This is a genomic window from Nocardia sp. NPDC004151, assembly GCF_042874235.1.
Lineage (GTDB): Bacteria > Actinomycetota > Actinomycetes > Mycobacteriales > Mycobacteriaceae > Nocardia.
Map to the genome: position 1 here is coordinate 423,306 of NZ_JBIAMR010000002.1, position 20,020 is coordinate 443,325.

Genomic DNA, 20,020 nt, shown 5'->3' on the forward strand with positions numbered 1-20,020 from the left:
TCGCGTATAGCCCACCGTGACCGCCAGCAAGGACGCGGCGGATATTCCCGCCGTAGGTGACGCCGCCGACCATGCCAGCCTGCTCGAGGCGCTCGGCGTAGACGTACAGCCGGAGCTGTTGCGCCTCGCGCTCACGCACCGGTCGTACGCCTACGAGAACGGTGGCCTGCCGACCAACGAGCGCCTGGAATTCCTGGGCGATTCGGTGCTCGGCCTGAGCATTACCGAGCGCCTGTATCTGGAGCACCCGGACAAGTCCGAGGGCGAACTGGCGAAGCTGCGTGCGAGCGTTGTCAACATGCACGCGCTCGCCGAGGTCGCTCGCGGGCTCGGGGCCGGCGGTCTCGGCCGCCATCTCCTGCTCGGTAAGGGCGAGGAGCTCACCGGCGGCCGGGACAAGCCCAGCATTCTCGCCGATGGCATGGAGTCGTTGCTGGGTGCGGTGCACCTGCAGCACGGCATCGATGTCGCGCGGGAAGTGGTGCTGCGCCTGTTCGCCGCTCTGCTCGAGCGCGGTCCCCGGATGGGGGCCGGGCTCGACTGGAAGACGAGCCTGCAGGAGCTGACCGCCGAGCGCGGCATCGGCGTGCCCAGTTACGAGATCACCTCCACCGGACCCGACCACGACAAGGAGTTCACCGCCACTGCGGTGATCGGCGGGAAGGGTCACGGCCAGGGGGTGGGCCGCTCCAAGAAGGAAGCGGAGCAGAAGGCCGCGGGCGCGGCCTACCGGTCGTTGAACGCCGATAACACGCCCGAGGGCACCGTGGCCGACGGCTCGCAGAGCTAGATGCCCGAACTTCCCGAGGTCGAAGTCGTCCGGCGCGGACTCACCGAGCATGTGGTGGGCCGCGTCCTGGACAGCGTGACCGTCAAGCACCCGCGTTCGGTGCGGCGGCACGCGTTCGGCGGGGACGACCTCGCCGCCCGGCTGACCGGTCTGCGCGTCGACGCCGCGCACCGGCGGGGCAAATTCCTGTGGCTCACCTTCGACGAGCCCGACACCTCCCTGGTCGTGCACCTCGGCATGTCCGGGCAGATGCTGGTCCAGCCCACGTCCGCGCCGCTCGAGAAGCACGCGCACATCATCGCCACCCTCGACGACGGCAATGAACTCCGTTTCGTCGACCAGCGCACCTTCGGCGGCTGGCAGCTCTCCGACCTGGTCGAGGTGAACGGCACCTGGGTCCCGGAATCCGCGGCCCACATCGCCCGCGACCCCCTCGACGAGCGTTTCGACGCCGACGCCGTGGTGAAGACCTTGCGCGGCAAGCAATCCGAGATCAAGCGCCTCCTGCTCGACCAGACCGTCGTCTCCGGCGTCGGCAACATCTACGCCGATGAGGCGTTGTGGCGAGCGAAGATCCACGGCGAGCGCCCCGCCGCCAAGCTGACCCGCCCCGCCCTGCACACCCTGCTCGCCGAGACCCGCACCGTCATGGACGAGGCCCTCCGCGCGGGCGGCACCTCCTTCGACGCCCTCTACGTCAACGTGAACGGCCAATCCGGCTACTTCGAACGCTCCCTCAACGCCTACGGCCGTGAGGATGAGCCCTGCCGCCGCTGCGGCGCCCTCATGCGCCGCGAGAAGTTCATGAACCGCTCCTCCTTCTTCTGCCCCCGCTGCCAGCCCCGCCCCCGCGGCTGAGGATCGTGGAGCGCACGAATGGGGAAAGTTCATGAAGCGTTCGATTAACGCGAGACTGCGTCGTCAAGGGCGGTTCCGCGCCTGAGACCAGCAGGTTTTCTTCCGAGCCGGGCGATCCGACTATCTCGGACCCGGCCTGTCGTTCAGGTTCAGGCGCTACCTTTTCAGTAGCGGCACGCGTGGTGCCGGCTGGAGGAACACATGCGCAAACTGACTTACTACGTCGCGGCCACCATCGACGGATACATCGCCACCGATGACGGCTCGGTCGACTTCTTCCCGGTCGGGGGTGATCACGGGCCCGCGATCATGGCGCAGTATCCCGAGACGCTGCCGACCAAGGTTCGTCAGGTGCTCGGCGTCGACAGACCGTGCCAGAACTTCGACACCGTGATCATGGGGCGCAAGACCCACGACTTCGGTGTGCGGACCGGCACGTCCAGCCCGTACTCGCATCTGCGGCAGTTCGTGGTGTCCACGACGCTGCCGGAGAGCCCCGCGGCCGGGGTGGACCTGATCTCGGAGGATCCGCTCGCGCGGGTGCGGGAACTCAAGCGGGAGAAGGGGCTCGGCATCTGGCTGTGCGGCGGCGGTGAGCTCGCCCAGACCCTGCTGCCGGAGATCGATCAGGTGTTCCTGAAGCTGTACCCGATCGTGCTGGGGCACGGGCGGCCGCTGTTCGGAGCCGCCGGACGGCTGCCCGAACCGGCGAAGTTCCGGGTGCTCACCAGCCGGATCTTCGAGGACGGCGTGGCCTTCATCAAGTACAGCCGGGTCCGCTAGCGGTCAGAGGATCGCGAACGCGACCACCAGGCCGATCGAGAACTGAGCGGCCGCCACCACCAGGGACTCGGTGCTGAATTCCGGCTTCTTCAGCAGTTCGCCGATATCGATGCCGATCACGAATTCGAGCACGCGCACCGAGATCACCTGGGCCACAATGCCGACCAGGCCGTAGACGGTGGCGGCCAGCAGCCCCTCGGACAGCTTGCCCGCCTGGGCATAGATGGCCAGGACCACGATCAGCGCCATGCTGATCATGGCCGACGCGCTGACGACGACGGCGTTGGGCAGGCCGCGCGCCACCATGGCGCGCAGCGGGCCGGGGGTGGTCACGTCCACAGCCTGGAAGCCGATCAGCATGAGCGCCAGTCCGAGCAGGGCGTAGGCCAGGATGGCGCCTACGCCGCGGCCGAGTGAATGCCAATACCCGGCTTCGAGGGCGAGAGCGGTGGTCATCGGTGGTCCTCCGAGGTGTGGTTACTGCGGGATGCGGTGCGGGACGAAGGTGGAGCTGTCATCGGTGATGAGGCCGACGGTCTCCCGGATGCCCAGTCCCGCGGACGTGTCGCCCACGATCCAAGCACCGAGTACCGGTCGCATACCGTCGAATTCGGGCAGCGGGTCCAGCAATTGGTAGACGTAGCCCTCCTCGCCGTAGACGCCGCCGGTCGCGGTTTCCAGGCCGGCGCCGACGATGGTCATGTTCGCGCCCTCGCGGCCCAGTTTGGGCTTGCGGATGTACTCGGTGAGCTCGTGCGGGTCGTCGAGGTAGGTGGGCAGCAGGTTGGGGTGGCCGGGGTACATCTCCCACAGCACCGCCAGGATCGCCTTGTTCGACAGCAGCGTCTTCCACAGCGGTTCGATCCACATGGTTTCCGGCAGCGACTCCACCACGCGGCGGCCGAAGTCGTCGTCCAGCGCCCATTCCCACGGGTACAGCTTGAAGATCGCCTCGATCGGAGCCTCGGCCAGATCCACGAAACGGTCCAGCTCCGTGTCGAATCCAACCTCCTCGATGGGCAGGGCGATGGTGTCGAACCCGGCCTCGGCGGCGGTCTCCTGCATGTACGCGGTGGTGACGTTGTCCTCGCCGGAACCGTCCGAACCCGACCAGGTGAAGTGCAGCTGACTGCCCGGCAGGTTCTCGCGCAGTTCACCCCAGCGCTCGACCAGCTTCTCGTGCAGGGAATTCCACTGATCGTCGTCGGGGTGGGTGTCGGTCAGCCAGTGCCACTGCACGATCGCCGCCTCCAGCAGGGAGGTGGGCGTATCGGCGTTGTACTCCAGCAGTTTCGCCGGGCCGCGGCCGTCGTAGCGCAGGTCGAAGCGGCCGTAGACGTGCGGGTCGGAGCGGTGCCAGGACTTGGTGATGTGCTCCCAGCTCCATTGCGGCAGACCGAAATCGGCGAAACGCTCCATCAGGACGACCTGTTCGACCGCGTGCAGGCACATCGAGTGCAGCACCTCGACCTGCGCCTCCATGGCGAGGATCTCGTCCATGTCGAACTCGTAGTGCACCGATTCGTCCCAGTAGGGCCGCGGCCGGCCGTCGGGGTACTGCCCGGGCGAGCCGTAGACCAGACCCTGCCCCTCGATGATCCGCTGCCAGCCCGGCCGCGGAGTGCTGCGAACCCGCCGCACTAGGAACCTCCACCGATCTTCGCTCCGAGGCCGCCGCGCTGAATCGTGCTGCCGCTCTTGGTCTTCACTGTCGCGCCCTTGGGGGCCACGGTGGTGCCACCGGTGGGCGCGCGCCCGATGGTGGTGTTGCCGCCGTAGTAGTAGCGGTAGGAGTGGCCCAGGTAGATGAACGTACTGGTGTGCGTTCCGGGATGCCCGCCGGATGTGGCGCTCGAGCAGTAGTTGTCCGGGACCACGATCTCCTGGTTGTCGCGGTCGGCGGTCACGGTCTGCCCATTGCCGATCGGCACGATCTCGCCCTTGTCGGCGACCACCGTGCAGGACGCGGTGACGTCGGGTCCGCTCCACGCCGAGGCCACCAGGTAGCCGCCGCCGACCAGCGCCGCGATGCCCGCCACGGCGGCCCCGCCGATCAGGACCCGCTTCTTCTTGCGCTGCTTGGCTTCCGCGGCCTCCGCCTCCGCCTGCTGCTGCTCCTCGGCCCGTTTGCGCGCCTTCTCCCGGGCTCGCACCTCGGCCACCGTCGGCGGGCGCGGCTGCGTGATCCCGGCTTCCTGCGAGATGATGCTCCCGCGCCGCGGCGGCTGCGGAGCCGCGGGCACCGGCGGTGCGTCGGGTTCCAGCGAGGGCATCGGCAGGGTGAACGGCGGCTCGACCCCGGGCGGCGGGGCGACCGCGCCGAGCGGGGCTGCGCCGGGGCTGCCGAAAGTGCCCGCGCCGCCGTGGGATTCACCGGCGAGCGGATGGGTCGGGTGAGGTCCGCCCGCATCCGGCGGGGTCGCGGAAGCTCCGGATAGTGGCGGCGTCGGATGGCTCCCGCCACCGGGGTCCCCGGCGGGGAACCGGAGCGTCGGCGTGGGACCCGAAGGCTCGGAACCGGACTCGCCGGGCGAATCAGACGTGGCCGCAGGCTCGTCGGTCGTGGTGTCCTGGTCGCCGCGGGGTCCGCCGGGCATGGGAAGGGTGGGGTCGGCGGGGCGCGCGCGGATGGTTGGGGCGTTGCGGTCGCTGCGCGGCGGGGTGGACGTATCCGGCGTCGGCTCGGCCGGATTGCCGGACGTGGCGGATTCGCTGGGAGGACTGGGGGGTTCGGACGGATGCGCGGGGTCGGGGGTGGGACGGTCCGGGTTGTCCGGACCGCCGGGACGGTCAGTGGCCATTCGTCGACTCCGTGGGCTCGCCGCGCGTTAGCGTTCTTCGAATCCTGTCATTCCGCCCGCGGCGGTACCCCAGTCTTCCACCACCAGGCTTACCCGTCCCGGTGTTGTACCGGAACGTAGCAGGCCGAGCAGCGATTCGCAGGCATCGCGGGGGCCTTCGGCGATGACGTGCACGCGCCCGTCGCGATGATTGCGGGCGTAACCGGTCAGGCCGAGCTCCAGGGCGCGGGCGCGGGTCCACCAGCGGAAGCCGACGCCCTGGACCATGCCGTGCACCCAGGCGCTGAGCCGGACCGGATCGTCGCTCATTCGTCGACGCGGAAGGTCAGGTTGACTGTCGTGCCCGTCTTGAGAGTGCGGCCCACGGTGCACACTTTGTCGATGGCGCGCTGCGCGGCGACCAGCAGCCGCTGCCGAGACTCCTCGTCGAGTTCGCTCAGGTCCAGCTCGACTTCCTCGTTGAGCTCGGGGTAGAGCTCGTTCTCGCGGTCGGCGTCGCCGGAGACGTGGACGGTGGCGTCGAAGGCGTCGCCCAGGCGGCGCGCGAGGGTGAAGTCGGCGCTCAGGCCGGTGCAGCCGGCGAGCGCGATCTTCAGCAGCTCACCCGGGGTGAACGCGCCCGGCACGCCCGCGGACGCGATCAGCACTTCGCCGCCGCGGTTGTTGCGGCCGGTGTAAGCGCGGGTGCCGGTGCGTTCGGCCCACAGCTTGACCGGCTCGGCCGCCGGGTCGATGGCGGGGGTCTGCGGTGCGGCGATCTGTTCGGACATGGGTCAAATCCTCCCATTTTGGTCACCCGGGACGACCATCCGGTCGCCGATCGTTCGGAACACCGAGGTGGTCAGCCGAATTCCGCCACCAGCTCCGATGTGACCTGGGTCAGGCTGTCGGCCACGTAGGCGGCCGCGGCGAGGGCGTCGGCGGCGGGCGGATAAGTGGGGTGCGGGACGGCGATCACCGTCATCCCGGCGGCGTGCGCGGCGCGCAGGCCATTGCTGGAATCCTCGATCGCCACGCAGACGCCCGGGGCCAGGCCGAGGCGAGCGGCGGCCTCGAGGTAGCCGTCGGGGGCGGGTTTGCCGCGCTCGACTTCCTCGGTGGACACCGTGGCCGCGAACAGGTCGGTGACGCCCATGTGGTCGAGCACCACGTCGATGAGCCGGCGCGGGGAGGAACTGGCCAGGCCGAGGGTGTAGCTCGCGGCCAGCCGGCGCACGGTGGCGACCGCGTCGGGCATGAGCGGGAGGTGGTCGGCGTAGTGGGCGGCCATGCGCGAGATGACGTCCTCGGCGACCTCGTCGGGGGTGCGGCGGCCGTCGAGCAGGTCCTCGCTCAGGTACCGCGACCATTCCGTGGTGCTCATCCCCATGAACCGGTCCTGGGTGTCGGGCAGCCAGCGTCCGCGCATCTCGTCGATGTACTCGCGCCGCACCTCCTCCCAGATGGGTTCGGTGTCGATGAGCACACCGTCCATGTCGAACACGATCGCGGCAACAGACATGGCGTCCATGGTGGTTCATGGCGGTCCACTGACTGGGACCGCCCTCCGGAACCGCGCCGCCGGATCGCGTCCGGGATTAGCGTCCGAAGCGAAACAGGCATACCCGCAAGTGAATACCGAGGTGGACCGTGGGCACGGTCAGCGACATCTATGACCCCGAGCTGTATGTGGCGGGACCGATCCACGAGATCTTCGCCGAGCTGCGGCGCACCGATCCCGTGCACTGGCAGGAGATGCCGGGCGAGCCCGGGTACTGGGCGGTCCTCAAGCACGCGGACGTGGCGCACGTGGCCCGCCATCCGGAGTTGTTCTCCGCCGAGGTCGAGGGTGTGATCCTGGAGAACCAGCCGCCCGAACGGCTCGAGCAGACCCGCAACATGCTGCTCATGATGGACCCGCCTCGGCACACCGAATACCGCAAGCCGCTGGCCGAGCATTTCAAGGCGCGGGTGGTCGGCGAGATGGAGGACCGCGTCCGCGAGCTCACCGTCGCCCTGCTCGACAGTGTCGACGGCGATGTGGAATTCGTGCACGACGTGGCGGGCGTGCTGCCCAGCCAGGTGGTCGGCGGCCTGTTCGGGATTCCGGCGGAGGACTGGCCGAGCCTGCGCCGCTGGGCCGAACAGTCGGTCAGCCAACAGGATCCGGATCTGGTCGGCGATTTCGATGTCACGGCCGAGCTCACCAATATGGCCATCTACGCCATCCAGTTCTCCATGGCGCGGCGCACCGAGCCGCCGAAGGAGGATCTGACCTCGCTCATCCTGGCCGGTTCCTTCGGCGGAGCCGCCATGTCGGATCTGGAGTTCGGCAGCTTCTTCACCCAGCTGGTGACCGCTGGCAACGACACCACCAAGACCATGCTGTCGTCGGGACTGCAACTGCTGATGCAGCACCCCGAGCAGCTGGCGGCGATGCGCGAGGACCCGTCGCTGATTCCCGGTGCGGTGGAGGAGATCCTGCGTTTCGCCAACCCGCTGCACTACTTCCGCCGCACCGCCACCGCCGACACCGAGATCCGCGGCGTCCCGATCAAGGCGGGCGACAAGGTGGCCATGTGGTACACCTCCGCCAATCGCGACGAGGACGTGTTCGCCGATTCCGGCCGCTTCGACATCCGCCGCAACCCCAACCCGCACCTGTCCTTCGGCCTGGCCCAGCACTTCTGCCTGGGCGTGCACCTGGCGCGGCTGGAGGGCCGGGTGTTCTTCGAGGAGCTGTTGGCGCGCTTCCCGAAGCTGGAGCAGACCGGCGACGCCCGCCGCATTCGCTCGAACCTCAACAACGGCCTCAAGTCGTTGCCGGTGCGCATGACCCGGTGAGCGCCACGCCGCCGACGCGCTGAACACGCGGCAGCAGTCGCGAATGCCCGGCCACTGTTCGCGCGCCCATCACTGCGCGGACGCCCGGCCGTCACCCGCTCCGGCAAATCTGGCCGCACCCCCGGGGAATTCGCCGTCGTGACCCGAACCCACGCCGGCCCTGCCGAACCCCGGGGCTGCGAACAGGATCAGGGAGCTCCCGGGGAGTTCCCTGATCTTCTACGACTGGAAGCGGTAACCCATGCCCGCCTCGGTGAGCAGGTGTTTGGGCTGCGAGGGGTCGTCCTCGAGTTTGCGCCGGAGCTGGGCGAGATAGACACGCAGATAATGGGTTTCGGTGGCGTAGGACGGGCCCCAGACCTCGCGCAGCAGTTCCCGGCGGCCGACCAGTTTGCCCTGGTGGCGGACCAGCATCTCCAGCACGCCCCACTCGGTGGGGGTCAGGTGGACGTCGCGGCCGTGGCGGGTGACCTTCTTGGCCGCCAGATCGACGGTGAAGGAGGCGGTTTCGATGACCGGTTCCGGGGTGTCGGCGGTGACGGCCGAGCGGCGCACGGCCGCCCGCAGGCGGGCCAGCAGTTCATCCATGCCGAACGGTTTGGTGACGTAGTCGTCGGCGCCCGCGTCCAGGGCCTCCACCTTGTCGGAGGAATCGGTGCGGGCCGACAGCACGATGACCGGGGTGGTGGTCCAGCCGCGCAGCCCGCCCAGCACCTCGATGCCGTCCATATCGGGCAGGCCGAGGTCGAGAATGATGACCTCGGGGTGCTTCTCGGCGGCGGCGCGCAGGGCGGCGGCGCCGGTGGAGGCGGTGGTCACCTCGTAGCCGCGAACCGACAGATTGATGCGCAGGGCGCGCAGGATCTGTGGTTCGTCGTCGACCACCAGCACTTTGATCGGCGCTGCCGCCGCGTTGGTCACCTGTTCTCCTCGGTCGTGTCCGCGGGTTCGTCGCCCCCGGGTAGATCTATCACCATGGTCAGGCCGCCACCGGGGGTGGGCTCGGCGTGCACCGCGCCGCCCATGGCGTCCACGAATCCGCGCACCACCGACAGGCCGAGGCCGACGCCGGTGGAGGTGTCGCGATCGCCGAGCCGCTGGAAGGGCTCGAAGAGCTGATCCTCCAGGCCGGTCGGTACCCCGGGCCCGGTGTCCACCACCGTGATCGCGACCCGCTCGCCGACCTGCTCGGCCGCGACCCGCACCATCGAATCCCTGGGGGAGTAGCGGGCGGCGTTGTCGATCAGGTTGGCCAGGACCCGTTCCAGCAGGCCGGAATCCGCGTACACCGCGATGGTGCCGACATCCACCTTGACCCGGTCCATGGTGGTGCGGCGCATGCCGCGGGTACCCATCCCCATGAGCGCGTGATGCACCACCTCGTCGAGGTAGACCTTGCGCATCTGCGGCTTGATCACCCCGACCGCCAGGCGTGAGGAGTCCAGCAGATTGCCGACCAGGGCGGTCAGCTGATCCACCGATTCCTCGATGGTCTCCAGCAATTCGGCGGTGTCCTCGGGGGAGAACTCCACGTCGTCGCTGCGCAGGCTCGACACCGCCGCCTTGGCCGCGGCCAGCGGGGTGCGCAGGTCGTGGCTGACCGCCGACAGCAGTGCGCGGCGCAGCTTGTCGGCCTCCATGACCGCCTGGGCCGCACTGGCCTCGGCGCGCAGCTGTTTCTGCTGCACCAGTCCCGCCGCCTGGTTCGCGACCGCGCCCAGCACCAGGCGGTCTCCGGACGTCACGGCTCGTCCTCGCATGAGCAGCCAATGCATGTCATCGCCCGCCTCCACAGCGGTCTCGGCGTCGCCGGCCTTGGTCGGCGGCTGATCTCCCACCGACGCGATCACCTCGTCGTCGGTGACGAGGCTGACCGCGTCCTGACCGTAGGTCTCCCGGGCGCGTTCGAGCAGATCCTGCAGGTTCGCGCCGTGCAGCACCGAGCCCGCGAACAGGGTCAGCAGCTCGGCCTGGCGAGAAGCCTTGCGCGCCTCGAAGGTTCGCTTGGCCGCCACGTCCACCAGCGCCGCCACCGCGACCGCCACCACCAGCAGCACCACGATGGTGAGGAAGTTGTCGAGCTGGTCGATCGTGAGGCTGTAGCGCGGATCGGTGAAGAACCAGTTCAGCAGCACCCCGGACAGCAAGGCGGACAGCGCCGCCGGGGCGACACCGCCCAGCAGCGCCACCGCGATGACACCGATGAAGAACAGGGCGCTCTCGCCGCTGAGGTCCAGCAGCCGGTCGAACCAGAAGTAGATGACCGCGCAGATCAGCGACGGCACCAGGACCGCCGCGGACCAGGAGCCCAGGTTGCGTTCCCGGCGGGTCAGCGCGGACCACCGGAAGCCGCCCTTGTTGGATTCCTCGTGGGTCACCATGTGGACGTCGATCTTGCCGGACTGCTGCACCACGGTGGCGCCGATGCCCTCGTCGATCATGCGCGCCCAGCGCGATCGCCGGGAGGTGCCCAGCACCAGCTGGGTGGCATTGACCTGCCTCGCGAAATCCAGCAGCGCGGTGGGGACGTCTTCGCCGGTGACGGTGTGCAATTCGGCGTCGAGGCCGGTGGCCAGGTCGCGCAGGCGGGTGAGGCGCTGGGTGGAGACTCCGGCCAGGCCGTCGCCGCGCACGATGTGCAGCACGATCAGTTCGGCGCTGGACTTGGCGGCGATGCGGCTGGCGCGCCGCACGATGGTCTCCGATTCCGGACCTCCGGTGACCGCCACCACGACGCGTTCGCGCGCCTCCCAGGTGGTGGTGATCTGGTGGTCGGCCCGGTATTTGGCGAGCGCGGCGTCGACCTGGTCGGCGAGCCACAGCAGCGCGAGTTCGCGCAGCGCGGTCAGGTTGCCGGGCCGGAAGTAGTTGCGCAGCGCGGCGTCGACCTTCTCGGCAGCGTACACATTGCCGTGGGACATTCTGCGCCGCAGCGCTTCCGGCGTGATGTCGACCAGCTCGACCTGGTCGGCGGCGCGTACAACCCAGTCCGGGACGGTTTCCCGCTGCACGACGCCGGTGATCTGCTCGACCACGTCGTTGAGGCTCTCGAGGTGCTGCACATTGACCGTGGACACCACGTCGATGCCCGCGTCGAGCAGGTCCTGCACGTCCTGCCAGCGCTTCTCGTGCTTACCGCCGGGAATGTTGGTGTGCGCCAGCTCGTCCACCAGCACGACGGCGGGGTGCCGCCGCAGCACCGCCTCGACATCGAGTTCGGGCAGTGTCGCGCCGCGGTACTCGACCAGCTTGGGCGGGATGCGCTCGATTCCGGCGAGCAGATCGGCGGTCTTGCTGCGGCCGTGGGTCTCCACGACGGCGGCCACGACGTCGCGACCGCGCTCGAGCCGCCGATGGGCTTCGGCGAGCATCGAGTAGGTCTTGCCTACGCCGGGAGCGGCACCCAGATAGATCCGCAGTTGACCGCGCTTCAACCTAAATTGCCTTTCGTGTCCACCGTGACAGTTCGTTCAGTGATCTACCTCCGGGTCAGCCTGGACACATCTGGCGAAGGCCTGGCGGTTGGAACGCCAACTCGAGGACTGTAGGCGGATCGCCGAAGCTCGAGGCTGGTCCATATGTGAAATTTATACCGAGAAGCCCATCTCAGCCTTCGCCGAGACCAAGAAACGCCCAGCGTATGACCGGATGGTCGAGGACTACCGTGCCGGCCGTCTTAACGCTCTCATTACATGGGACCTCGACCGGTTGAACTCGCCGGCCACGCCCGCTCCCCTGCACCATTGGTTCCGGTACTTGGGGTTCCTGCGTACCGTATGCGCGAGTCCGGGGCCCGAAGTCCGGACGGGGTCCTTCCCGTCGTGAGTCAGTCAATGGAACACCAGAAGGCCGCGGCTGCTCCAGAGCCTTCCAGCCCCTCGCTGACCGCTGCTGCCGCTTCAACGTTGGGTAGGTAAGCCGACATCGGCGGTCTTGGCGGGGGCGCCCATGTTGGTCCAGTAACACATGGCCGCGGGATTGGTCGACGACGCTCCCGGCGGGCCTGTCATCGGGTCCTGAGATCAGAGCCCGCACCCGGGTGGCCTCCGACGACGCGACCACCCTCGGACTGCACCTCCTCGGCGTGCCGGTGCTCTATCAGCGGCGTCGGCCGCGGTCGAAGAATGAGCGAATAGCGGTTTTGACTTTTAGCGAGTCTTTTACTAGATTCCCTGTTGCACCTCGATAGGCGAGGCTCCTGCACGAACATAGGCCACTGATCTGACGACGTCGAGAGACGCCCAAGGTTAGGACAGATTTCTCCGGCTCAAGGGGTAATCCAAAGTGGCTTTCCGATTCGGAACACGTCGTGCAGTGCCAAAACTCTGACGAGAGGGGTGTGCGTCCGCCCCGAGAGTTCCGGGCGACCTCCCCAGTGCGTTGACGAATCGCGTTCTACCAGTGAGGAGGTCGGGTAGCAAGATGGCACCCGATGATGACCCGGGATCTCCGGGCCGGCCCCTCCGCCTCGGTCCGGGCCGCTAGCCAGCACACCAAAATCGCGTCGATATCTCGACGCACGTAATTCTCCGATATCACGATGCCGCCCGCGCGGCACCGGACTATTCGCATGCACATTTTGCGAATGAATTCGGAGATTCGCATATATCCGACCCGTCGGCGCCACCATGCTCGACGGTATTCGACGCTGCCCGGAAACCGATGCGGGCAGCGGTATCCCGAGGGGAAACATCCCGATGAGAATTCGCTTGCTCGCATTCGCCACCGCGGCGCTGACCGCCGCCGGACTGGTCGCCCCGGCCGCCGCTTCGGCCACGGCACCCGGACCGGACGTCCGGCTCGCCGACGCTGTGAACGTTCAGGCCGTGTCCGGCGACGCCCGGATCGTGGACCGATCGGTGGTGCTGCGCACCGACCTCGGCACGTTCCGAACCACCACCGACCAGCTGCAGATCCTCGACCCGCAGGGCGTGGTGGTGGGGGCGATCCCGCTGACCATCACCAAGCAGGACACGACGTACCCGATCGACGCCCGCATCGACGGCGACAGCGCCACCCTCACCCCGAGCCCGGATCGGGCCCGACCGGTCAGCGCCGAGGAACGACGCATCGCCGCGGAGTTGCACGCCGCCGCGGAGGCGCAGGCCGAAGGCCCTGCGGCACAGCAGATTGCCGATCCCGACAGCTTCGAGGATCGGATGAATACCGTCTTCCAGAATGTCAACAACGAACTCACCGTCGCCCTGGCGGTGGGCACGCTGCTGGGTGCCGTCATCGGCGCGCCGCTGGGCTGCGTCCTGCTGGGCGCGGGCCAAGGTCTCGCGGTCGGCGCATTGACGTTGGGCACGTTGGCGATTCCCGGCGCCATCACCGGCTGTCTGGAGGGCGCGGTGGCCGGGGCCGGGATAGGCGTCGTGGTTTTCAACCTGCTCGTCGGCGCACCGGCGGTGCTGGCCTCGGCCGTGCACGCCTTCAACGTCATGACCGCACCGCCCGCGGTCGCCGCCGAATCGACCAACTGAGTTGCGACGAAGCCGCTCGGAGCGAGGTGAACAGCAATGACTCTTGAATTGGCAATTCCGGACCGCCCCAAGACGACTCCCGAGGTACCGCGGGCGCGGGGCCGGCTCCGAGCGGTGGACTACCTGATCATCGGCGTGGGCGCGCTGCTGATCCTGGTGGTGCTGCGGCTGTTTCGGGACATGTCGGTGCCCTGGACGCCGGATACCGGAACCGAGACCGTGTCAACCGATCCCGCGAATCTGCCCCATTACGCGGCCCGCACCACGCTGCGCATGTTCATCGGCCTGGCGGCGTCCATCCTCTTCACGCTGATCGTCGGCCAGTGGGCGGCGCGCTCGCGGCGAGCCGAGAAGGTGCTCATCCCGGCGCTCGACGTACTGCAGTCGGTGCCGGTGCTGGCGCTGGTCTCGATCACGGTCACCGCGTTCGTGGGCCTGTTCCACGGCTCGTATCTGGGCGCGGAGGCGGCGTGCATCTTCGCCATCTTCACCGCGCAGGCCTGGAACATGACCTTCGCCTATTACCAGGCGCTGCGCAATATGCCCCGGGAGCTGGATGATTCGGCCCGCATGATGCGGCTCACCCGCTGGCAGCGGCTGTGGCAGCTGGAGGTGCCGACGGCGATGGTGCCGATGATCTGGAACGGCATGATGAGCTTCGGCGGCGCGTGGTTCATGCTCGCGGCCTCGGAGGTCATCACGGTATCCGGCCGGGACGAAGCGTTGCCCGGCATGGGTAGCTTCATCGCGGCGGCCACCTCCGAGGCCCAGGTCGGCAATCTCGTCGTGGGTGCGCTGGTCATGGTGCTCACCATCGTCCTGGTGAACGTGGTGTTCTGGCGGCCGCTCACGGCGTGGTCGGAGCGATTCCGGGTGGAGCACACCGAAAGTGCGCAGGCCCCACGGAGTCTGGTGCTCGACCTGCTGCGCCGCAGCACGGTGCCGGGCCGGCTGGCACGGGTGCTACGACCGGTCGGTGAGCACGTCGATCGCCTCATGCGGGTCTTCGGGCGCAGCACCCGTTCCGCCTACGACGAGCGCGCGGGCAGCCGCATCGGCGATGTGCTCTTCTTCGGACTGCTCTTCGCCGCGCTCGCCTGGGGCACCTGGGCACTCGCCTCCTACTTCGAACGAACCGTGGGCCTGGCCGAATTCGGGCCGACCTCGCTGATGGGGCTGGCCAGCCTCGGCCGCGTGATAGTGCTGCTGGTGGTCTCCACCATCGTGTGGGTGCCGGTCGGCGTGTGGATCGGGATGAATCCGCGCATCTGCCGGTTCGCTCAGCCGGTGGTGCAGGTGCTGGCCAGCTTCCCGGCCCAGTTCCTGTTCATCTTCGTCATCGCGGCGCTCACCTACACCGGTATCTCACTGAATATCGGCGGCATCGCGCTGATGGCGCTGGGTGCGCAGTGGTACGTGCTGTTCAACGTGATCGCGGCGGCCGGGCAGATCCCGACGGACCTGCGCGAGGCCATGGACGATCTCGGCGTGCACGGCGTGCAGCGCTGGAAGTCGTTGATATTGCCCGCGATCGCGCCCGGCTACGTGGTCGGTGCGATCACCGCGTTCGGCGGTGCGTGGAACGCCACGCTGGTCGGCGAGGTCGTGGAGGCCGGGAACACGCATATGGAGGCCTACGGCCTGGGCGCGTACATCACCAACGCCACCACCGACGACGTCTTCGCCAGGGTGCTGCTCGGCACCGTGGTGATGAGCGTGGTCACGGTGACGATCAACCGCCTGTTGTGGCGACGCCTGCAGCGCACCGCCGAACGGCGATTCTCGCTGAGCTGAAACACTTTTCGAAAGGAGGACCCATCGTGTCCGCCCCCATCATCACCGTCGATCGTGTCACCAAGAACTTCACCAACCCCTCCGGCGAGCAGCTGCCTGTGCTCTCGGATGTCTGCCTCGAGCTGTGCGAGGGCGAAATCGTCGCACTGCTGGGCAAATCCGGATCCGGCAAGTCCACGCTGCTGCGGATCATCGCGGGCCTGACGCCCCCCTCCGCGGGGTCCGCACGCATCCGGCAGGCCGAGATCACCGAGCCGAATGCTGATACCGCCATGGTGTTCCAGACCTTCGCGTTGCTGCCGTGGCTGACCGTGCGGCAGAACGTCGAACTCGGCCTTCGCGCCCGAGGGATTTCGGCCGGGGAGCGCGGCGAGCGGGTCACCGACGCCATCGACATGATCGGCCTGGACGGTTTCGAGAACGCCTATCCCAAGGAGCTTTCCGGCGGCATGCGCCAGCGAGTGGGATTCGCCCGCGCCCTGGTGGTGCAGCCGGAGGTATTGCTCATGGACGAGCCGTTCTCGGCGCTGGACGTCTTGACCGCCGAGAACCTGCGCGGCGAGCTCATGCGACTGCGGGCGGAGACTGCCTTCCCGACCAAGACCATGCTGATGGTCACCCACAATATCGAGGAGGCCGTGCAGCTGGCCGATCGAATCCTGGTGCTGGACAACAATCCCGGGCGAATCAAGGGTGAGATCCAGGTGCGTCTCCCGCAGCCGCGAGACCCGCGCGGCGCGGGGTTCCAGGCGCTGGTGGACCAGGCCTATCGGATGCTCACCGACGCCACCTTCGATGGCAGCTGGCCGAGCATCACCCCCACCCCCACCACCCGGCCGCTGCCCGATGCCGGGGTGGACGGAATCGCCGGCATGCTGGATTTTGTTGCCGCCCGCGGCGGGCAGGCCGACCTGCCGGATCTGGCGGGCGGGTTGCGCTTCGAGGTCGACGATCTGATGCCGCTGGTCGACGCCGCCACCATGCTGGGGTTGGCCACCACCGCCGACGGGGATATCGAGCTCACCCTCGACGGCACCCTGTTCACCGAGGCCGATATCGACAGTGCCAAGGCCATTTTCGCGCGGCAGGCGCGGGCCAAGGCGCCGCTGGTCGCGGCGATCGACCACGCGCTGGCCAGTGCACGCAACCAGCGGCTGCGTGACGGCTTCTTCCTCGACCTGTTGCGGCGGGGCTTCGCCGAGCACGCAGCGCGGCGACAACTGCGGATCGCCATCGACTGGGGACGCTATGCCGAACTCTACGAGTACGACGCCACCGAGCGGCTGCTCACCCGGTATCCGGACGAGGCCTGAGGCGTCCGCCGTCGCGGCGAACCCGGGCACGGCGCTCGCCCTCGCGCATGGCCCGCAAGCGGGCCACCGGGATGGTCGTCATGACTGTCCCGGGCCGAGGCGGGCGCGGGTCACCATCGCCCTGGCGAGGGTCGCAAGACCCATTTCCTGGTCTGGCTGATATCTCCGGACTCACCGGGGCGATTCAGTCCGGGATTCGATTCTCCAACACAGTTGTTGGCGTTGAAGTCACACCGCGCTTCACTCGTCCATCATCGCGCGAGGTGCGCGGATGCCCTGCGGTGCCATGCGGACGGGTTCGCGGCGGGCTTCGGCGTTGGCCATCACGCGCAGTATGAGCGCGCAGCCGATGAACCCGAAGATCACCATCAAGGTGACGGCGACGTGCGGCACGGTTTCTCCTTGTGTATGCGCGGGTATCGCCTCGGCCGCGGCCGGGCTCCCCACTTCATACCTCCGATGCTGGTCACGTAGCCGTTCCTGACGGTTTCTTTACGGCCGTGTCCGGTGTTGTTGACAGGATTCTCGCGCGGGATCGGAGACAGGCCACGCCCTTGAGCCGGAAATAGCTACTTATCAGCTATCGTTCGTGACGCACATGCCCATCACCGGTAGCCAGGGGAGTATTTCCAAGTCGAATCCAGCGAGAGGGTTGTCGAATGACTCGTCGGTATGGAGGATCCCGGACCAGCGCGTCGCGACGCGCCCTGTTGCCGATCGTCGGCGCGATACCACTGGCCGTCGCCGTGACCTGCTCCATCGCCACCGCCGAGGCAGCGGCGCAACCCGGCGACCCGGCCCCGGTGCTTTTCGAGCAGGTTCAGAACGGTCTGGCGCAGCCCGGCGTGCCGGCGATTCCCGCCGCCGTCCTCGATCAGGCGAAGAACGCCGCGGCCGCCGCTCAGGCCGCAGTCGGCGATGGACCGCACCCGGTCCCCGTCGCCGCCGGCTACTCGGACAACGCCACCAACCTGAACGTGAACAGTGGCGCCGCCGGTCTCATCATCGGCGCGGTCGTGGGGACGGTATCGGGCGCGGTGATCGGGGCGGTGCCGGGAGCGCTCATCGGGGCCGCGGCCGGTGCCGCCATCGGCGGGGTCGCGGGTGGTCTCGCCATGGGTATTCCGACCCTGGGAGTGGGTGCGCCCATCGGGATCGGGGGTGGCGCCCTCGCGGGGGCCGGCATCGGCGCCGTGATCGGTGCGGTGCTCAGTGCGATCGTGGCCGGTGTCTCCGTCGGCGCCATCAGCGCGGCCGTCGGTTACGAGCTCGGCGCGGCCACCGGGATCGGCAACGCTTTGCAGGGCGGCTGAGAGAGCCACCGGCCGCGGTGCCGGCGGGATCCGGGCGGGCCGGAAAAGACCAACCGGTACCAGATCTCGCGTAGGCAGTGGGGGAACCCTAAGCTGACGTCCGTGAATTCCGGGCGGTCAATGGTCGACGGGCGTTTCGAGTTGATCGAACCACTCGGCAGCGGTGGCATGGGCACGGTGTGGCGCGCGTACGACGTGGCCCTGCACCGCGAGGTGGCGCTGAAGGAAGTGAAGGCCGAGGGCGAGGCCACCGCCGCCGAGGTCCAACGCGAACGCGTACTGCGCGAAGCCCGCGCCCTGGCCCGCATCACCCACCCCAATGTGGTGGCCATCCACCACATCGTGGACACGCCCGCCGAGCAGCATCCGTGGATCGTCATGGAACTGGTCGCGGGCGGCTCGCTCGCGGACCGGCTCGACGACGGGCCCATGACGCCCGCGCACGCCGCCCTGGTCGGGCGCGGCATCCTCGCGGGCCTGCGCGCCGCCCACGCTGTCGGCGTCCTGCACCGCGACGTGAAACCGCCGAACGTGCTGCTGCGCACCGACGGTTCGCCCGTCCTCACCGATTTCGGAATCGCCGCCGTCAACGACCTGACGGGGCTCACCTCCACCGGCAGCGTCGTCGGCTCCCTGCCCTATGTCGCCCCCGAACGCCTTCAGGGCCACGAGGGCAACCCCGCCTCCGACCTCTGGTCCCTCGGCCTGGTTATGTTCGCCGCGGTCGAGGGCTACCAGCCCATGCGCCGCGACACCGACGTCGCGACCCTCGCCGCCGTCCTCATGGGCTCGGTCCCGCCCCCGCGTCAGGCCGGACCGCTGACCCCGGTCCTGCAGGCCCTCCTGGTCCCCAATCCGGGCCACCGCCCGCCCGCCGACCAGATCGACCGCATGCTCTCCCAGGTGATCGCCACCGGCGACACCGCCCCGGAACAGCTTGCGCACCAACAGTTCTCGGGCTCGCACGGCGTGGTCACCTCCCCCCAGGACCTGACGCCGCAACCCCAGGCGTTCCAGGCATTTCCGTCGACCCCGCAGCCCCAGGGGTACGCGACGGTGGCCCAGCCTCAGCCGTTCGCGACGGCGGCCCACTCGCAGCCGTTCCCGACGACCTCTCCGGGATTCGCGACGACCATCCCGCACCCGGGCGGCTTCACCGCTCCGCAGGCGTTCGTGCCGATGCCGCCGAACCTCACACCCGCTGCGCCGCAACGCAATGCGCGTCCGTGGATCTTCGCCGGTGTCGCCGTGGGCCTGGCGGTCGCCGTGGCCGCCGCCATCGCCCTGTGGCCCTCGCCCGACAGCCAGGGCGGGTCGAGCCTGCCGACCGGCCAAGCCGACCCCACGGACATCATCCTGAGCAGCGGGGCCGCGCTGCCCACGATCATCGCGCCCACCACCGCCAAGGGCGCCCCCGCCGTCGATCTGCTGACTCCGGACGGGGTCCGAAAGGCCATCGCGGCACTGGAGAAGGTGAGTGGCGGAAAGCAATTCACCGAAACCACCATCTATCCCGAACACGTGTCCTCCGGTGCCCCCGTCGTGAACCAGCCCAATCACTACGACAACTTCAGCTACCGCGACGGCGCCGCCAAGCGTGACGGGGTGGGGGGCCAACTCACCGAACAGACGATCGACCTGAGCTCCATCAACTGGGACATCCTCCCCGGCCTCCTGGCCGAAGCCGGCCAGAGACTGAAGGTCCCCAACCCGACGACTCGCTACATCATCGTCGACGCCGACGGGACTTTCAGCGACGGTCGGCAGGTCCTTCGCGTCTACCTTTCCACCGAGTACGGCGACGGTGGCTACGTCTCCGCGAGCCTGGATGGAACCATTCTCAAGGTGTTCGGGCGCTAGGTCATCGGCGCTGCCCGGCGGCCTGAGGGAACAGGTCCTGACAGTTCTTTGATGGAACTGGCCGGTATGTGGACGACATCCGTACGGCACCCGGAGCGACGCTGTAAGTGGAGCGTCAAGGCGACCGGGCCGTCCGCTAAGAAGGCGTAAAGGCCCTCGGAATCGGGGCGGACGGGCGCTTGACTCACTCCGGCGCGTCTCG

19 protein-coding genes and 1 riboswitch are annotated in these 20,020 nt (G+C 68.5%); of the genes, 10 read left to right on the plus strand and 9 right to left on the minus strand.

The features are described 5' to 3' along the window. Positions 1-16: 16 nt before the first annotated feature. From rnc to ACFYTS_RS05625, 3 genes are all read left to right on the plus strand, one after another. Complete coding sequence (rnc, locus tag ACFYTS_RS05615) at positions 17-790, plus strand: ribonuclease III (protein WP_387301585.1); 774 nt, start codon at positions 17-19, stop codon at positions 788-790. Continuing rightward, entirely contained in the window at positions 791-1,648 is an 858-nt protein-coding gene (mutM, locus tag ACFYTS_RS05620; RefSeq protein ID WP_387301587.1) for a bifunctional DNA-formamidopyrimidine glycosylase/DNA-(apurinic or apyrimidinic site) lyase, read from the plus strand. 201 nt (positions 1,649-1,849) lie between these two features. Further along, complete coding sequence (locus tag ACFYTS_RS05625; protein ID WP_357279105.1) at positions 1,850-2,431, plus strand: dihydrofolate reductase family protein; 582 nt, start codon at positions 1,850-1,852, stop codon at positions 2,429-2,431. Between the two features lie 3 nt (positions 2,432-2,434). Here the strand turns inward: ACFYTS_RS05625 and ACFYTS_RS05630 are convergent, their stop codons facing one another. The 6 genes from ACFYTS_RS05630 to ACFYTS_RS05655 all read right to left on the minus strand — a co-directional run bounded on the left by ACFYTS_RS05630 (position 2,435) and on the right by ACFYTS_RS05655 (position 6,733). Then, positions 2,435-2,887 carry a DUF350 domain-containing protein gene (locus tag ACFYTS_RS05630; RefSeq protein WP_387301589.1) on the minus strand — a complete coding sequence of 151 codons (453 nt, stop codon included), beginning with the start codon at positions 2,885-2,887 and terminating at the stop codon, positions 2,435-2,437. Positions 2,888-2,908: 21 nt separating this feature from the next. Beyond that, positions 2,909-4,072 (minus strand): glutathionylspermidine synthase family protein, encoded by a 1,164-nt coding sequence (locus ACFYTS_RS05635; RefSeq protein WP_357279100.1) that lies wholly within the window; start codon positions 4,070-4,072, stop codon positions 2,909-2,911. Then, positions 4,072-5,232, minus strand: coding sequence for a hypothetical protein (locus ACFYTS_RS05640; RefSeq protein WP_387301591.1), 1,161 nt, complete (start codon positions 5,230-5,232; stop codon positions 4,072-4,074). The genes ACFYTS_RS05635 and ACFYTS_RS05640 overlap by 1 nt, the downstream gene beginning before the upstream one ends. Before the next feature lie 27 nt (positions 5,233-5,259). Continuing rightward, complete coding sequence (locus ACFYTS_RS05645) at positions 5,260-5,541, minus strand: acylphosphatase (RefSeq protein WP_357279096.1); 282 nt, start codon at positions 5,539-5,541, stop codon at positions 5,260-5,262. After that, positions 5,538-6,002: an OsmC family protein gene (locus ACFYTS_RS05650; RefSeq protein WP_357279094.1), complete on the minus strand. Its 465-nt coding sequence runs from the start codon at positions 6,000-6,002 to the stop codon at positions 5,538-5,540. Before ACFYTS_RS05650 ends, ACFYTS_RS05645 begins: the two co-directional genes overlap by 4 nt. Before the next feature lie 71 nt (positions 6,003-6,073). Then, on the minus strand, positions 6,074-6,733 hold the full coding sequence (locus ACFYTS_RS05655) for an HAD family hydrolase (RefSeq protein ID WP_387301594.1): 660 nt from the start codon (positions 6,731-6,733) through the stop codon (positions 6,074-6,076). A gap of 128 nt (positions 6,734-6,861) precedes the next feature. Here ACFYTS_RS05655 and ACFYTS_RS05660 point away from each other — a divergent pair, with 128 nt between their 5' ends. Beyond that, positions 6,862-8,055, plus strand: a complete 1,194-nt coding sequence (locus tag ACFYTS_RS05660) for a cytochrome P450 (RefSeq protein WP_387301596.1) — start codon at positions 6,862-6,864, stop codon at positions 8,053-8,055. 219 nt (positions 8,056-8,274) lie between these two features. Here ACFYTS_RS05660 and ACFYTS_RS05665 read toward each other — a convergent pair whose 3' ends face one another. Beyond that, positions 8,275-8,976, minus strand: coding sequence for a response regulator (locus ACFYTS_RS05665; protein WP_357279086.1), 702 nt, complete (start codon positions 8,974-8,976; stop codon positions 8,275-8,277). Beyond that, a complete protein-coding gene (locus tag ACFYTS_RS05670) occupies positions 8,973-11,489 on the minus strand; it encodes a sensor histidine kinase KdpD (RefSeq protein WP_357279084.1) in 2,517 nt (838 codons plus the stop codon). The genes ACFYTS_RS05665 and ACFYTS_RS05670 overlap by 4 nt, the downstream gene beginning before the upstream one ends. Positions 11,490-11,577: 88 nt before the next feature. Between ACFYTS_RS05670 and ACFYTS_RS05675 the strand changes: the two genes are divergently transcribed. From ACFYTS_RS05675 to ACFYTS_RS05690, 4 genes are all read left to right on the plus strand, one after another. Next, positions 11,578-11,880: a recombinase family protein gene (locus ACFYTS_RS05675; RefSeq protein WP_387301599.1), complete on the plus strand. Its 303-nt coding sequence runs from the start codon at positions 11,578-11,580 to the stop codon at positions 11,878-11,880. A 349-nt stretch (positions 11,881-12,229) separates the two neighbouring features. After that, positions 12,230-12,399, plus strand: a riboswitch (M-box (ykoK) riboswitch). A 353-nt stretch (positions 12,400-12,752) separates the two neighbouring features. Beyond that, complete coding sequence (locus ACFYTS_RS05680) at positions 12,753-13,538, plus strand: hypothetical protein (RefSeq protein WP_387301601.1); 786 nt, start codon at positions 12,753-12,755, stop codon at positions 13,536-13,538. A gap of 36 nt (positions 13,539-13,574) precedes the next feature. Next, positions 13,575-15,332 (plus strand): ABC transporter permease, encoded by a 1,758-nt coding sequence (locus ACFYTS_RS05685; RefSeq protein WP_387301603.1) that lies wholly within the window; start codon positions 13,575-13,577, stop codon positions 15,330-15,332. Positions 15,333-15,358: 26 nt separating this feature from the next. Beyond that, positions 15,359-16,645, plus strand: a complete 1,287-nt coding sequence (locus tag ACFYTS_RS05690) for a nitrate/sulfonate/bicarbonate ABC transporter ATP-binding protein (protein WP_387301605.1) — start codon at positions 15,359-15,361, stop codon at positions 16,643-16,645. 240 nt (positions 16,646-16,885) lie between these two features. Here the strand turns inward: ACFYTS_RS05690 and ACFYTS_RS05695 are convergent, their stop codons facing one another. Then, positions 16,886-17,038: a hypothetical protein gene (locus ACFYTS_RS05695; protein ID WP_357279072.1), complete on the minus strand. Its 153-nt coding sequence runs from the start codon at positions 17,036-17,038 to the stop codon at positions 16,886-16,888. Between the two features lie 266 nt (positions 17,039-17,304). Between ACFYTS_RS05695 and ACFYTS_RS05700 the strand changes: the two genes are divergently transcribed. Continuing rightward, complete coding sequence (locus tag ACFYTS_RS05700) at positions 17,305-17,958, plus strand: hypothetical protein (protein ID WP_387301607.1); 654 nt, start codon at positions 17,305-17,307, stop codon at positions 17,956-17,958. A gap of 102 nt (positions 17,959-18,060) precedes the next feature. Continuing rightward, on the plus strand, positions 18,061-19,818 hold the full coding sequence (locus ACFYTS_RS05705) for a protein kinase (protein ID WP_387301609.1): 1,758 nt from the start codon (positions 18,061-18,063) through the stop codon (positions 19,816-19,818). The last annotated feature ends 202 nt before the right edge of the window (positions 19,819-20,020 follow it).